Here is a 13,711-nt window from a genome sequence, read left to right as displayed (position 1 = left end):
ACTGTCCGCGCCCGGTTGTTACGGCCAGGTTTCCCAGGACCCCTCCTCGGGTGTCCGGTTGCGAAACGTCGTGGTCGAATATCCCCATGACACCGGCCGACCACGGGAATGACCCACTGCCACCCCGGGTCGTCGCGGCACTGCGGTGTTCGGTGTGCGGTGACCCGATCGGCCCAGCGGGACGCACGCTGCGTTGCGGGAACCGCCACTCTTTCGATCTAGCACGCCAGGGTTACGTGAACCTGTTGCACGCGCGAATCCCGGCCGGGACGGCGGACACCGCGCCGATGGTCGCGGCGCGCGCGGACTTCCTGGCGTCGGGTGCTTACGCGCCGCTGGCGGACGAGCTGGCCCGCGTCTGCTCGGACGCCGACGGCCTGGTCGTCGACGCCGGTGCGGGCACGGGCTACTACCTCGCGCGGGTGCTGGAGGCGTCGGCGGCGTCCGGCCTCGCGCTGGACGTCTCGGCGGTCGCGCTGCGGCGGGCGGCGCGGGCTCACCCGCGGCTGGGCGCGGCGGTGTGGAACCTGTGGGAGCCGTGGCCGGTGGGCGACGGCGTGGCGTCGGTCGTGCTGAACGTCTTCGCGCCGCGCAACGGGCCGGAGTTCCACCGCGTGCTGCGGCCCGACGGTCTGCTGGTCGTCGCGGCGCCGGCCCCGGACCACCTTCGCGAGCTGGGCGACCTGGTGCTGGCCGTCGACGAGCGCAAGGAGGAACGCATCGAGGGCACCCTCGGCGAGTACTTCACGCGCACGGACCGCACGGAGGTCCGGCGCGAGGTGGAGCTGACGCCGCGGCAGGTCCGACAGGCGGTCGAGATGGGCCCCGCCGCGTTCCATTTGGACCGCGACGGGCGCCGGGAGCGGCTCGACGCGCTGCACGAGCCGCAGCACGTCACGGTGTCGTTCACGGTCTCGACGTACCGGCGGCGGTGAGTCTGGAAGGGTGAAGGGGTGAAGCCCGACTGGACCGCGTCCGCGACCCGGCTCGCGGACGCCGAGTGGGTGCGGGCCCGCATCGGCGGCGCGGCGAAGCTGTACGGCTGCGCGCGGCCGGAGGTGCTGGGGACGATCTGGTGGTACTCGCTGTCGTCGGTGCTGGTCGGGCCGGCGGTGGAGGGCCTGGTGGCCGGGACGCCGGTCGATCCGGCACTGGACGCCGTGGAGCTCGACCTCGTCGCCGACGGGCGGTTCCTCGGCGCCCGGTCCACCCGTCCGCTCGACGGCGGCCTCCCCGAGCTGGGCGCCGCCCTCACCGGCGCCCTCGGCACCGCGATCACCACCATCGCCGCCGTCAGCGGGGCGCGGGAGCGCGCGCTCGGCGCGATCGCCACCGACTCGATCGGCAACCGGCTGCTGTGGACGTCCGATCCGGAGCGCGCGATGACCCTCGCCGGGCCGCTGGTCGACGCGATCGACCTGGGCCTGCCGAAGCCGCGGTTCGTCCGCGTGGGCCGCACACCCGTCGTCCGGCGTGCTTCGTGCTGCCTGATCTACGAAGTCGGCAACCCGAAGTGCGTGAGCTGCCCGCGTCAGACGCCCGAAGAGCGCGAAGCACGCCTTCGCGCCGCCTTGGGTTAGAGCACAGCCAGCTCCAGCGCGGCGAGCCGCTCCGGGTCAGCGATGACGTCGATGCCCGTGATGCGGTCGTCGTCGACGCGGAACGCCAGCACCACGGCCAGCCGCCCTTCGCGCACCATGAGCAGCCCGGGGGCGCCGTCGACCAGGGCGAGTTCGCTGGCGCGAGCCCGCTCGGACGCCAGGATCGCGCCGCGGCGCACGCTCTCGACGCCGCGCAGCACGACCGGCGCCGGGCTCGGGCCGGCGAACCGGTCGGCGTGCAGCACCACGTCCGGGTCGAGCAGCGCCAGCAGGGCTTCGAAGTCGCCGCCGCGGGAGGCCGCCAGGAACGCTTCGACGACCTTGCGCCGCCGGGGCAGGTCCGCGTCCGTCGTGGTCCCGCCCTTGACCCGGCGCCGGGCGCGGCTCGCGAGCTGCCGGGCGGCGGCCGGGGTCTTGCCGATCACCGGCGCGATCTCGTCGAAGGGCACCGCGAACATGTCGTGCAGTACGAACGCGACGCGCTCGGCCGGCCCCAGCGCGTCGAGGACCACCAGCAGCGCGAGCCCGACCGTGTCGGCCAGCTCCGCCTCCTGCCCGGGGTCGCGGCGGTCGTCGTCCGGTTCGGGCTGCCCGTCGAGGGGCTCCTCGCGGTGGTAGCGGCGCGTGCGCAGCAGCGACAGGCAGACCCGGGCGACCACGGTGGTCAGCCACGCGGGGATGTTGTCGATCTCATCGGCGCCGGTGCGGTGGAACCGCAGCCACGCCTCCTGGACGGCGTCGTCGGCTTCGGCCGCCGAGCCCAGCATCCGATAGGCGACCGCCCGCAGCCGCGGCCGCTCCTGCTCGAACCGCTCGGTCAGCGTGTCCACCTTGTCCCGTTCCTTCCGCCGTGCGTCGTAAGCAGTAGACCCCGCGGCGGGAACGGATGTGACCGGCAGCGGTAGTGATCTCGGTCATCCGGCGGCGGCTTGGCGCAGGACCTCGGCCAGCAGCGCCGCGGGTTCGGAGAGTGGACCCGGCAGCCGCGCCAGCACGACCCGCCGCCGCTCCGAGGGGCCGCCGCGCACCTCCAGGACCCGCACCCCGGGCGGCACCGCCCCGGCCAGCGACGCGGGCAGCGTCGTCAGCCCGCACCCGGCGGCGACCAGGCTCAGCTTGGCCAGCCAATCGCGGGCGGTGTGAGCGATTTCGGGCCGCTCGTCCAGCCCCGGCCACACGCCCATCAGCGTCTCCTCCCCCGCCGACGGCCCGGCGATCCAGCGCTGCCCGCGCAGGTCCGCGACGTCGACCGCGCCGGCCCCGGCCAGCGGGTGGCCCGCCGGCACCGCGAGGCGGAGGCTGCGCTCGGCGAGGGTCTCCAGGCGCAACGCCGGCGTCTCGGCGTCCGGCGGCCGGAACGGCGGGACCGAGCCGAGCACGGCCAGGTCGACCGTGCCCGCGCGCAGCGCCCGGACGAGGACCGGGGTGGTGCCCTCCCGGGTGAACACGGTGACGGCCGGGTGCGTGCGCCGCAGTTCGGCGACGGCGCGCGGCACCAGCACCGCGCCCGCGCTGGGGAACCAGCCCAGGCGCACCGTGCCGGCGTCGGCGGGCAGCCCGGCCAGCTCACGCCCGGCCGCGTCGATCTCGTCGAGCACCGCGATCGCCCGGCGCAGCACCACGGTCCCGGCGGTGGTGAGGCGGACGCCGCCGGGCCGCCGCTCCAGCACGGGCGTCCGCGCCACCCGTTCGAGTGAGGCGATCTGCCGCGACACCGCGGACTGCGTGTAGCCGAGCGCAGCCGCGGCCGCGGTGAGCGTGCCGCGCTCGGCGACCTCGCGGAACACACGCAGGGCCACCAGGGAGACGTCACCGAAGTCCATGACGTTCACGCATACCAGGGTTGCCGAATTCTCGCTTTTCGCATGCCCCGGCCGCACCTAGCGTGGCCGGTATGACACGCATCGCCGTGGTGACCGGGGCCAACCAGGGCCTCGGCTTCGCCCTCGTCCGCGGGCTCGCCGCCCGCCTCGCTCCCGAAGACCTCGTCCTGCTCACCGGCCGCGACGCCGGCCGGGTGGCGGCGGCTGCTTCCGCCGTCGCCGCCGACCCGGCGACGCGCAGCCGGGTCGAAGGGCGCGTCCTCGACGTCTCCGACTTCGCGGCCGTCGCTCGCTTCGCCGAGCCGGTCGACATCGTGCTTTCGAACGCCGTCGGCCCGCTCGATCCGGACCGCCCGCAGGCCGAGCAGGCCGACGTCTTCCTCGACGTCGCGAACGGCGGCACCCACGCGGTGCTGCGGTCGTTCGGGCCGGTCCTGCGCCCGGGCGGCCGGCTGCTCGTCGTGGCCAGCTCGCTGGGCACCCTGGGCCACCTGCCCGAGCCGCTGCGGCCGCGCTTCGACGGCGTCTCGCTGGACGACGTCGAGAAGGCGGTCGAGGACTGGCGCGCGGCGATCCACGACGGCACGGCCCGGGCGGCGGGCTGGCCGGACTGGATCAACGTGCCGTCGAAGGTCGCCCAGGTCGCGGCGGTCCGCGCGGTGGCGGCTCGGCGGAGGGACGCCGACCTCGCGAACGGCACCCTGGTGGCGGCGGTGTGCCCGGGCCTGGTGGACACCCGGGCGTCCCGGCCGTGGTTCAGCGACTTCAGCCAGGCGCAGACCCCGGACGAGGCGGCACGGGCGGTGCTGGACCTGGTGTTCGCCGACGTGGATCCGGCGACCTACGGCGAGCTGATCCGGTTCGGGCGGGTGCTGCCGTGGCGGGGCGGCAGCCCGCGCCGCCACGAGGACCTGATCGGCTAGCAGTGGACCGCCCTGCGCGGTTCGTACCAGGTCTCGCCCACCGGCTCGCCGGCCATGTTCCAGCTCCAGGAGACCCTCGGCGTGATCCGCGCGTACAGCCCGGGCCCGACCAGGCCGGTCCGCTCCACCGGTTCGTCGGCGACGCCGTAGACGCGGATCGCCCGGGCGATGAACGGCTGCAGCGAAACGAGGTCGTCGACCAGCAGGGCGACCTTCCTCCGTCCGGCGGCGACGTTGCGGAACTTCCGCGTCGCCGCCACCGCCGCGCCGACGCCGCCGACCCAGAAGTGCTCGCCGTCGTATTCGAAGGCGAGCGGGACGAGGTCGGGCTGGCCGCCGCGGCCGAGGGTGGCCACCCGGACGAGCGGCTGGGAACGCAGGTAGCCGATCTCTTCGGCCGTGAACGCCATGGCGACTCCTTCGTGCTGCGGGTACACCGGTCAGACGAACGCGCGAGGCCCGGATCGACCGCTCACAGCACGCAGAACTCGTTGCCCTCCGGATCGGCCAGCACGAAATGATCGGGACGGCCGTCGAGCTTGTCCTCGCGCAGGACGGTCGCGCCGGCGGCGGTCAGCCGGGCGACCGCCTCGACGACCCGCTCCCAGCGCGTCTCCCACGGCACCTCGCGCCCGCCACCGGCCTGGACGTCCAGGTGGAGGCGGTTCTTCGCGGTCTTCGCTTCGGGCACCTTGAGGAAGCTCAGGCTCGGCAGGACGCCCTCGGGATCGGTCAGGTACGCACCGTCGTCCCACTCCGCCTCGGGCACGCCGTGCCGGGTGAACCACGCTTCCCAGCTCGCGAACCCCGGCGGGGGCGGCCGTTCGATGTAGCCGAGGGCCACCGACCAGAACCTCGCCAGCGCCCGGGGGTCCGCGCAGTCGATCGTCACGCTCCAGCGCACCGTCACGGGGTGGAGCGTAGCCGCGTCCACGCCCCGGGAGCGCGTGTCATCCGGGGGATGATGCGGTTACCGTGGGCTCCGATGAGTGAACGCAGCTGGGGCTTCCGCACCCGCGCCCTGCACGCGGGTGGCACGCCCGACCCCGCGACCGGCGCGCGGGCCGTGCCGATATACCAGACCACGAGCTTCGTCTTCGAAGACGCCGCCGATGCCGCGAACCTGTTCGCGCTGCAGAAGTACGGCAACATCTACAGCCGGATCGGGAATCCGACCGTGGCCGCCTTCGAAGAGCGGGTCGCCAGCCTCGAAGGTGCCATCGGCGGCGTCGCCACCGCCAGCGGGCAGGCCGCGGAGTTCCTCACCTTCAGCGCGCTCACCGAGGCGGGCGACCACATCGTGTCCGCGAGCGGGCTGTACGGCGGCACCGTCACCCAGCTCACCGGCACACTGCGGCGCTTCGGCGTCGAAACGACCTTCGTCAGCGGCGGCATCGACGACTACGCCGCCGCCATCACCGACCGGACGCGGCTGCTCTACACCGAGGTGATCGGCAACCCCGGTGGCGGCATCGCCGACCTCGCCGCGCTGGCGGACCTCGCGCACGCCCACGACGTCCCGCTGGTCGTCGACGCGACGCTGGCGACGCCGTACCTGTGCCGCCCGATCGAGCACGGCGCCGACATCGTGCTGCACTCGGCGACGAAGTTCCTCGGCGGGCACGGGACCACGCTCGGCGGGATCGTCGTCGAATCCGGGAAGTTCGACTGGGGCAACGGGAAGTTCCCGCGGATGACCGAGACCGTCGACAGCTACGGCGGCCTGAAGTACTGGGAGAACTTCGGCGAGTACGCGTTCTGCACCCGGCTGCGCGCCGAACAGCTGCGGGACATCGGCGCGGCCCTGTCGCCGCACTCGGCTTTCCTGCTGCTGCAAGGGGTCGAGACGCTCCCGCAGCGGATGGACGCGCACGTGGCGAACGCCCGGGCGGTCGCCGAGTACCTCGAAGCCGACCCGCGGGTGGCCTGGGTGTCCTACGCCGGGCTGCCGTCGCACCCGCACCACGAGCTGGCCCGCCGGTACCTGCCGGCCGGGCCGGGCGCGGTGTTCTCCTTCGGCATCGACGGCGGCCGCGCGGCCGGCGAGAAGTTCGTCGAATCGGTGGAGCTGCTGTCCCACCTGGCGAACGTCGGCGACGCGCGGACGCTCGTCATCCACCCGGCGTCGACCACGCACGCGCAGCTGTCGGAGGAGCAGCTCGCGGCCGCGGGCGTCGGGCCCGACCTGATCCGGCTGTCGGTCGGCCTCGAAGATGTCGAGGACATCCTCTGGGACCTCGACCAGGCGCTGGGCAAGGCGGTGGCCGGATGACGCACAGCGGCCACCACACCGGAGCCGTCGAGCGGCGGGCGATCCTCGACCGGACCAAGTCGGTGACGCTGGTCGGCGCGTCGGCCAACCCGGCGCGGCCCAGCTACTTCGTGGCGACGTACCTGCTCTCGTCGACACGTTACGAGGTCAACTTCGTCAACCCGCGCGTGGACACGCTGTTCGGGAAGCCGGTGTACGCGTCTTTGAAGGACGTCCCGGGCGAACCGGACCTGGTCAGCGTGTTCCGCAAGCACGACGACCTGCCCCAGGTCGCCGAGGAAGTGATCGACGCCGGCGCGCGGACGCTGTGGCTGCAACTCGGGTTGTGGCACGAACCGGTGGCCGACCGGGCGCGCGAAGCCGGGCTGGACGTGGTGATGAACCGGTGCGTGAAGATCGAGCACGCGCGCTTCGCGGGCGGCCTGCACCTGGCCGGGTTCAACACGGGCGTGATCAGCTCGCGGCGGCCGTCGGCGCGCTGAGGGGCGGCTCGCCGTTCCCCGCCGAGGTCGGTTTTCTCCAAGACCCGGCCACCCCGCGCGGCGCAGGATTGCCGGCACGCGGGTCCGCCGGTCGTGGAGTCCGGGCCAGGCCGGCGTCGTGCAGGCCGAGGCCGATCAGTACCCGCGCGAATTCGGCCGCAAGCAGGTCGCGTCGAACCGGGTGGACCCCGGTCGACCGAATGCGGAACTGCTGGGGGAACCCGGCCGCGCCGATCGACCCGGGGGCGGTCGGCGCGGCCACCACCCACCCGGGAAGAGAACGGGCGTTCCCGGGGTTGGCCCGGATATGACATTGGGGATCACTCTTTCCGGCGGCCCGACCGCTCTGCTGGAGCTGGGCGGCGTCCGGCTGCTCACCGACCCGACCTTCGACGCGCCGGGCGACCACCCCGTCGGCGAGCGCGTGCTGGTCAAGACCGAGGACTCGGTGCTGTCCGAAGACGCGATCGGCGTGGTGGACGCCGTCCTGCTGTCCCACGATCAGCACCCCGACAACCTCGACGACCGCGGCCGCGCCTATCTCGCGACGGTGCCGCTGACGCTGATCACGCCCGCCGGCGCCGCCCGGCTCGGCGGGACGGCGAAGGGCCTGGCGCCATGGGAAGAGACTCAGGTCGGGCCGTTGACCGTCACCGCCGTCCCGGCACTGCACGGCCCCGAAGGCGCTTCGCGGCTCACCGGCGACGTCACCGGCTTCGTCCTGACCGCCGACGGCCTCCCGACCGTGTACGTCAGCGGGGACAACGCCTCCGTCGACCTGGTGCGCGAGATCGCCGCGCGGTTCCGCGTCGACATCGCCGTGCTGTTCGCCGGCGCCGCCCGGACGAAGTTCTTCGACGGCGCTCCCCTGACGCTGACCAGCGCCGCCGCGGTCGAAGCGGCGAAGGTGCTCGACGCGGCGAAGGTCGTCCCGCTGCACTTCCGCGGCTGGCAGCACTTCAGCGAAGGGCCGGACGTGCTGCGGAAGGAGTTCGAGGCTGCGGGGCTGGCCGACCGGCTCGTGCTGCTGGAACCCGGGGAGCGCGCGGAGATCTGACGCCCGGCCGTGAGAGGCTGGCGACATGGCCAAACCCACCCCGCTCCAGTTCCGCAACCTCCTCGTCGCCCTCCTGGCGGCGGCGGGCTTCGTCTGGAGCATCGTGACGGGCCTGCCGTGGTGGGTCAGCGCGATCGTGGGCTGCGCGGGTGTCCTGTCGCTGGCCTCGGCTTACCTCAACCGCCCAGGGGCTGACGGCTAACGCGTCTTCGCGTACCTCGCCTTCAGGTTCGTGCGGCCCGCTTCGGTGAGCCGGCCGAAGAGCCGCAAGCGGGCCAGGCCGCCGTCCGGGTAGATGTCGAGCCGGGCCTCCGTCACCTCGGGGGCGTCCGGGAGCGCGAACCGGTGGCGGGTGTCCGGCTGCAAGCGCGTCTTCGGCAGCAACGGAACCCACTCGCCGTACGTGTCGCGGCCGCTGACCGACGCCCAGCCCGGCGCGTTGCCCTTCAGGTTGCTCGTGTCCAGCTCCGCGAAGCGGACGATCCCGGCGCCGGCCAGCCGCAGCGTCACCCAGTCGTTGCCGGAGTCGCGGCGGCGGGCCGTCTCCCAGCCCTCCGCCTGGTGGGCCGCGAGGCCCGGCGAGAGGATGTTGTTCGGCGACGAATAGAACCGGTTGCTGCAGCCCGTGACGAGCGCGCCGTTCTCCAGCGCCGCCAGGTCGAGCGCGTCCAGGTCGAGCAGCGCCGGGTCCGGGATCGGCGCGCCGTGCACGCGCAGGCGCGCCACGCCGCCGTCCGGGTGCTGCGTCAGCCGCACGTGCGTGTAGCGCCGCGAACCGTTGACCGCGTAGAAGTTCTCCGTGTGCCCGGCCGCCGGGGCGCGGTCGACCAGGGGGTCCCAATCGGCCGTGGCCACCTCCGCCGCCGACGGGTAACCCGGGAGCGACGTCGCCTCGACCGAGACGAACGGCGGGTAGTTGCCCTTGAAGAACGCCGTGTCGACGATGACGCCGGTGATCGTGCCGGCCAGGCCGAGCCGCACGATGGCCTGGTCGTCGCCCGGTTCGCGGTGGCGGCGGGTCTCCCAGCCGTCGTAGACCTGGCCCTTCGGCCCGAACGTCTCCGCGCGGTGCGCCGGCACCCACGGGTTGACGAGGTTCTCCTTCTCGGCGAACAGCTCGTCGGTCGCCCACATCACCGTCCCGCCGAAGCGGCGGGAGGCGAGGTCGGGCAGTTCTGTCCACTCCGGACGGTCGGACACCACGGCCTCCATTTCAGCAGTTCCCCCGGGTCAGCAGCGCGCCGCGCGGCTCGTCACCGGTGATTTCGGTGCCCCGCAGCCAGGTCGAGCGCACGACGCCGGCGAGCGGACGCCGGTCGTAGGCGCTGACCGGGTTGCGGTGCTTCAGTTTCGCGACGTCGACCACGAACGCCTCCTCCGGCGCGAACACGCAGAAGTCGGCGTCATACCCCACCGCCAGGTGGCCCTTGCGGCGCATCCCGGCCTGCGCGGCCGGGCGCTCGGCCATCCATCCGGCGACGTCGGTGAGCGCGAACCCGCGCTGCCGCGCCTGCGTCCAGATTGCCGGGAGGCCCAGCTGCAGGCTGGAAATCCCGCCCCACGCCTGGCCGAAGTCGCCGCTGTCGAAGCGCTTCAGCTCCGGTGTGCACGGCGAGTGGTCGCTGACGATCGTGTCGATGACGCCGTCGGCGAGCCCCTGCCAGAGCAGCTCGCGGTTGGCCGCCTCCCGGATCGGCGGGCAGCACTTGAACTGCGTCGCGCCGTCACGGATCTCCTCGGCGACGAAGCTGAGGTAGTGCGGGCAGGTCTCCGCCGACAGCGCCACGCCGTCGCGGCGCGCGGAAGCGATCAGCGGCAGCGCGTCCGAAGAGGACAGATGCAGGATGTGCGCCCGCGCCGAGTTGCGCTTGGCCGCCTCGATGACGTGCGAGATCGCGAGGTTCTCCGCCTGCCGCGGCCGCGAGCGCAGAAAGTCGACATAGCGACCGCCGTGCGGCTCGGGTGCCTCGTCGATCTCGTGGGCGTCCTCGGCGTGGACGATCATGAGCGCGTCGAAGGAACTCAGCTCCCGCAACGCTTCGTCGAGCCCGGCCGGGTCGAGCGGCGGGAACTCGTCGACGCCGGAGTGCAGCAGGAAGCACTTGAAGCCGAACACCCCGGCGTCGTGCAGGCCCCGCAACTCCCCCACGTTGCCCGGGATGGCGCCACCCCAGAAGCCGACGTCGACGTGCACCCGGCCGGTCGCCGCCTTGCGCTTGACCTCCAGGGCCGCGACGTCGACGGTCGGCGGCAGGCTGTTCAGCGGCATGTCCACGATCGTGGTCACCCCGCCCGCAGCGGCCGCGCGGGTCGCCGTCTCGAAGCCCTCCCACTCGGCCCGGCCGGGGTCGTTGACGTGGACGTGGGTGTCGACCAGCCCCGGCAGCAGCACGACGTCGTCGCCGAGGTCGAGGACGCGGTCGCCGGACAGCGCCGTGCCGCCGGGTTCGACCGCGACGATCCGGCCGCCCTCGACCCCGATGGTCGCCGGGACCTCACCCTCGGCCGTCACGGCCCGGGCGGCGCGCACCACAAGATCCATCCGAAAGCCCTTCTGCGGGAGGATGACCACCGCCGATTTCACAGAACGGAAAGACGGTTTCGCACAACGACAGTAACCACGGCTCGCGCCGCTCGTCAACGACGGCCGCGGCGCGTTACGGTCATCCTCGTGCGGCTTGAAGCGGAGTTCACCAGCGAACCGTTCCACGGCGAGGGTTCGCCACCCGAGCACGCCGTCGCCGCCCGCGACGCCGCCGCGGAAGCCGGACTGGACACCGATTTCGGACCGCTCGGCACGCTCGCCCGCGGCGAGGCGGAGGAGCTGCTCGAGGCCCTCCCGGCGATCGCGAAGGCGGCCCTGGAGGGCGGCGCGACCCGCGTCACGCTGCAGCTGCGCCGGGCCGACGACCCCGGCAGCGCCCCGGTCGTCGAGCTGAACGACGCACTGGCGCGGCTCATCGCCGACGTCGAGCGCGAACTGGGCGCCAAACTGGGCGAACTCGACCGCGCGGGCAAGCAGCGCGCGGTGCGGCTGCTGCGTGAACGCGGCGCCTTCGGCCTGCGGAAATCCGTCTCGTCGGTGGCCGACGCGCTGGGCGTCACCCGGTTCACCGTCTACAACTATCTGAACCGAGACACCGACTGACCAGCGCTTTCAACAAAATGTTGACGGAATTCCGGCACCGACGTACGGTCAGCACGTGCTGCTCACCGAGTTCAACACCACCGACGTCCGGCCGCTGCTGACGGCGTGCCTGGCCGTCCCGCGCTGGGTCGACGCCGTGCTCGCGGGGCGGCCGTACGCCGATCTCGACGCGCTGAAAGCCGCCGCCGACCTGCCGCTGAGCAGCGACGAGATCCGGCAGGCGATGGCCGCGCACCCGCGGATCGGGGAAAAGCCCGCGGACGGCTGGGCGCGCTCCGAACAGTCCGGTGTGGACAATCCGGACGCGTTCGCCGCCGCGAACGCCGAGTACGAAGCCAAGTTCGGGCACGTCTACCTGGTCTGCGCCAGCGGCCGCAGCGGCGGCGAACTGCTGAAGATCCTGCGTGACCGGCTGGGCAACGACCCGGCGACCGAGCTCGCGGTCGCCGGCCGTGAGCTGCTGAAGATCGCCGAACTCCGACTCGCGAAAGCGGTGACCGCGTGAGCCTCGTGACCACCCACGTCCTCGACACGGCCACCGGGCGCCCCGCCACCGGGATCGCCGTCCGGTTCGAGACCGCCGGCGGCGAGCCGATCGCCGAAGGCCGCACCGACGACGACGGCCGCATCCGCGACCTCGGCCCGGAAACCCTGGAGCCGGGCGGCTACCGGCTGGTCTTCGACACCGGCGCCTACCTGGGCCCGGACGCGTTCTTCCCGGAGGTCGCGCTGACCTTCCGGATTTCCGACCCCGCGGCGCACCACCACGTGCCGCTCCTGCTCAGCCCGTTCGCCTATTCGACCTACCGAGGGAGCTGACCGTGGCCATCACCCTGGGCCCCAACCAGTACGGCAAAGCGGAGGTCCGCCTGGTCACCGTGCGCCGCGACGGCCCGGTGCACCACCTGAAGGACCTGACGGTGTCGACGTCGCTGCGCGGCGAGCTGGCCGCGACGCACCTGACCGGCGACAACGCCGGGGTGCTGGCGACCGACACGCAGAAGAACACGGTGTACGCCTTCGCGAAGGAGGCGCCGGTCGGCGAGATCGAGGACTTCGGCCTGCGGCTGGCCCGCCACTTCACCGGCACGCAGGAGAACATCACGGGCGCGCGCATCAAGATCGACGAGCACGCCTGGGACCGGATCGCCGTCGGCGGCGAGCCGCACGACCACGCGTTCAGCCGCTCCGGCGACGAGCGCCGCACGACGGCGGTGACCGTCCAGGACGGCCGCGCGTGGGTCGTGTCCGGCATCGACGGCCTGACCCTGCTGAAGTCCACGGGTTCGGAGTTCCACGGTTTTCCGCGCGACGAGTACACGACCCTGGCGGAGACCGGCGACCGGATCCTCGCCACCGCCGTCACGGCGAAGTGGCGCTACCAGGGCGAGGACCTCGACTGGGCTTCGAGTCACCGGGAGATCCGGCGGGTGATGCTCGAGACGTTCGCGACGAAGCACAGCCTTTCGCTGCAGCAGACGCTGTACGCGATGGGTTCGGCGGTGCTCGAGGCGCGGCCGGAGGTGGCCGAGGTGCGGTTGTCGCTGCCGAACAAGCACCACTTCCTGGTGGACCTGAGCCCGTTCGGGCTGAAGAACGACAACGAGGTGTTCTACGCGGCGGACCGGCCGTACGGGTTGATCGAGGGCACGATCCTGCGCGACGACGCCGAGGACGCGGGGCCGGCCTGGGACCTCCATTGAGTTGATAGAACGCTCTATCATCGAGGGGTGGCAGGGACCAAGGAACGCATCATGGCCGCCGGCGCCGAGCTCTTCCGGCGCAACGGCTACGCCGGCACCGGGCTGAAGCAGATCGTCTCCGAAGCCGGCGCCCCGTTCGGGTCCCTGTACCACTTCTTCCCCGGCGGCAAAGAGCAGCTCGGCGAGGAGGTCATCCGCACCTCGGGCCTCGCCTACATCGCGCTCTTCGACCTCTTCATCGCGCCCGCCGCGGACCTCGTCAGCGGGCTCGAAGCCTTCTTCGCCGCCGGGATCGCGACCCTCGAAGCCACCGATTACGTCGAGGGCTGCCCGATCGCCACCGTCGCGCTCGAGGTCGCCGCCACCAACGAACCGCTGCGGAAAGCCACCGCCGACGTCTTCACCGCCTGGATCGATGCCGGGACCGAGAAGTTCGCGCGCTTCGGGCTCAGCCACGCGGCCGCCCGGACCCTCACCATCACCGCCGTCAACAACCTCGAAGGCGCCTTCGTCCTCTGCCGTTCGCTGCGCGACACCGAAGCCATGGCCGTGGCCGGGGCCGCGACCGTCGAGGTCGCCCGGCGGCTCCTCCAAGAGGACCCGCAACTTTAGTCGGCACCGAACGCAAATCACCAACATGGGGCCTTGACCGCTGACAAGTCACCTCCGATGCTGCATGGTCTAGTCCTCCTGCCTCACAAC

18 protein-coding genes are annotated in these 13,711 nt (G+C 72.7%); 12 read left to right on the top strand and 6 right to left on the bottom strand.

Annotated features, from left to right (window positions below):
* Positions 1 to 86 precede the first annotated feature (86 nt).
* Together AB0F52_RS14110 and AB0F52_RS14105 are read left to right on the top strand one after the other, a co-directional pair.
* A complete protein-coding gene (locus AB0F52_RS14110; RefSeq protein ID WP_360169464.1) occupies positions 87 to 935 on the top strand; it encodes a putative RNA methyltransferase in 849 nt (282 codons plus the stop codon).
* A gap of 18 nt (positions 936 to 953) precedes the next feature.
* Positions 954 to 1,580: a (2Fe-2S)-binding protein gene (locus AB0F52_RS14105; protein ID WP_360169461.1), complete on the top strand. Its 627-nt coding sequence runs from the start codon at positions 954 to 956 to the stop codon at positions 1,578 to 1,580.
* Here the strand turns inward: AB0F52_RS14105 and AB0F52_RS14100 are convergent.
* Together AB0F52_RS14100 and AB0F52_RS14095 are read right to left on the bottom strand one after the other, a co-directional pair.
* Positions 1,577 to 2,431 carry a sigma-70 family RNA polymerase sigma factor gene (locus AB0F52_RS14100; RefSeq protein WP_360169458.1) on the bottom strand — a complete coding sequence of 285 codons (855 nt, stop codon included), beginning with the start codon at positions 2,429 to 2,431 and terminating at the stop codon, positions 1,577 to 1,579. The two genes, AB0F52_RS14105 and AB0F52_RS14100, sit on opposite strands and share 4 nt — an antisense overlap.
* 84 nt (positions 2,432 to 2,515) lie before the next feature.
* The gene (locus AB0F52_RS14095; protein WP_360169609.1) at positions 2,516 to 3,424 is read right to left on the bottom strand and encodes a LysR family transcriptional regulator; all 909 of its coding nucleotides are present in this window, start codon (positions 3,422 to 3,424) and stop codon (positions 2,516 to 2,518) included.
* A gap of 71 nt (positions 3,425 to 3,495) precedes the next feature.
* Here AB0F52_RS14095 and AB0F52_RS14090 point away from each other — a divergent pair, with 71 nt between their 5' ends.
* Positions 3,496 to 4,347: an SDR family NAD(P)-dependent oxidoreductase gene (locus AB0F52_RS14090; RefSeq protein ID WP_360169455.1), complete on the top strand. Its 852-nt coding sequence runs from the start codon at positions 3,496 to 3,498 to the stop codon at positions 4,345 to 4,347.
* On the opposite strand, the gene AB0F52_RS14085 is transcribed toward AB0F52_RS14090, so the two are convergent.
* Positions 4,344 to 4,757, bottom strand: coding sequence for a PPOX class F420-dependent oxidoreductase (locus AB0F52_RS14085; protein ID WP_360169452.1), 414 nt, complete (start codon positions 4,755 to 4,757; stop codon positions 4,344 to 4,346). The two genes, AB0F52_RS14090 and AB0F52_RS14085, sit on opposite strands and share 4 nt — an antisense overlap.
* Positions 4,758 to 4,819: 62 nt before the next feature.
* A complete protein-coding gene (locus AB0F52_RS14080; RefSeq protein ID WP_360169449.1) occupies positions 4,820 to 5,257 on the bottom strand; it encodes a VOC family protein in 438 nt (145 codons plus the stop codon).
* Between the two features lie 75 nt (positions 5,258 to 5,332).
* Here AB0F52_RS14080 and AB0F52_RS14075 point away from each other — a divergent pair, with 75 nt between their 5' ends.
* The 4 genes from AB0F52_RS14075 to AB0F52_RS14060 all read left to right on the top strand — a co-directional run bounded on the left by AB0F52_RS14075 (position 5,333) and on the right by AB0F52_RS14060 (position 8,360).
* Entirely contained in the window at positions 5,333 to 6,619 is a 1,287-nt protein-coding gene (locus tag AB0F52_RS14075) for an O-acetylhomoserine aminocarboxypropyltransferase/cysteine synthase family protein (RefSeq protein ID WP_360169446.1), read from the top strand.
* Complete coding sequence (locus AB0F52_RS14070) at positions 6,616 to 7,101, top strand: CoA-binding protein (protein ID WP_360169443.1); 486 nt, start codon at positions 6,616 to 6,618, stop codon at positions 7,099 to 7,101. The genes AB0F52_RS14075 and AB0F52_RS14070 overlap by 4 nt, the downstream gene beginning before the upstream one ends.
* Before the next feature lie 307 nt (positions 7,102 to 7,408).
* Positions 7,409 to 8,158: an MBL fold metallo-hydrolase gene (locus tag AB0F52_RS14065; protein ID WP_360169440.1), complete on the top strand. Its 750-nt coding sequence runs from the start codon at positions 7,409 to 7,411 to the stop codon at positions 8,156 to 8,158.
* A gap of 25 nt (positions 8,159 to 8,183) precedes the next feature.
* Positions 8,184 to 8,360: a hypothetical protein gene (locus AB0F52_RS14060; RefSeq protein ID WP_360169437.1), complete on the top strand. Its 177-nt coding sequence runs from the start codon at positions 8,184 to 8,186 to the stop codon at positions 8,358 to 8,360.
* Here AB0F52_RS14060 and alc read toward each other — a convergent pair.
* Entirely contained in the window at positions 8,357 to 9,370 is a 1,014-nt protein-coding gene (gene alc / locus AB0F52_RS14055) for an allantoicase (RefSeq protein ID WP_360169434.1), read from the bottom strand. The two genes, AB0F52_RS14060 and alc, sit on opposite strands and share 4 nt — an antisense overlap.
* Position 9,371: 1 nt before the next feature.
* Entirely contained in the window at positions 9,372 to 10,700 is a 1,329-nt protein-coding gene (gene allB, locus AB0F52_RS14050) for an allantoinase AllB (protein WP_360169431.1), read from the bottom strand.
* A gap of 129 nt (positions 10,701 to 10,829) precedes the next feature.
* Here allB and AB0F52_RS14045 point away from each other — a divergent pair, with 129 nt between their 5' ends.
* Genes AB0F52_RS14045 through AB0F52_RS14025 form a run of 5 tightly spaced genes read left to right on the top strand, consistent with a single transcriptional unit; the run spans position 10,830 to position 13,621 of the window.
* A complete protein-coding gene (locus AB0F52_RS14045; RefSeq protein WP_360169428.1) occupies positions 10,830 to 11,306 on the top strand; it encodes a helix-turn-helix domain-containing protein in 477 nt (158 codons plus the stop codon).
* 55 nt (positions 11,307 to 11,361) lie between these two features.
* Complete coding sequence (locus tag AB0F52_RS14040) at positions 11,362 to 11,811, top strand: 2-oxo-4-hydroxy-4-carboxy-5-ureidoimidazoline decarboxylase (protein WP_360169425.1); 450 nt, start codon at positions 11,362 to 11,364, stop codon at positions 11,809 to 11,811.
* Positions 11,808 to 12,125 carry a hydroxyisourate hydrolase gene (uraH, locus tag AB0F52_RS14035; protein ID WP_360169422.1) on the top strand — a complete coding sequence of 106 codons (318 nt, stop codon included), beginning with the start codon at positions 11,808 to 11,810 and terminating at the stop codon, positions 12,123 to 12,125. Before AB0F52_RS14040 ends, uraH begins: the two co-directional genes overlap by 4 nt.
* Positions 12,126 to 12,127: 2 nt before the next feature.
* Positions 12,128 to 13,009: a factor-independent urate hydroxylase gene (pucL, locus tag AB0F52_RS14030; protein ID WP_360169419.1), complete on the top strand. Its 882-nt coding sequence runs from the start codon at positions 12,128 to 12,130 to the stop codon at positions 13,007 to 13,009.
* Positions 13,010 to 13,060: 51 nt separating this feature from the next.
* Positions 13,061 to 13,621, top strand: coding sequence for a TetR/AcrR family transcriptional regulator (locus AB0F52_RS14025; protein WP_360169606.1), 561 nt, complete (start codon positions 13,061 to 13,063; stop codon positions 13,619 to 13,621).
* The last annotated feature ends 90 nt before the right edge of the window (positions 13,622 to 13,711 follow it).

This window comes from Amycolatopsis sp. NPDC024027, from assembly GCF_040638975.1.
In the GTDB taxonomy this organism is placed as follows: domain Bacteria; phylum Actinomycetota; class Actinomycetes; order Mycobacteriales; family Pseudonocardiaceae; genus Amycolatopsis.
The sequence above is the reverse complement of the archived record's forward strand: the minus strand, read 5'-3'. Positions and strand labels throughout refer to the sequence as shown.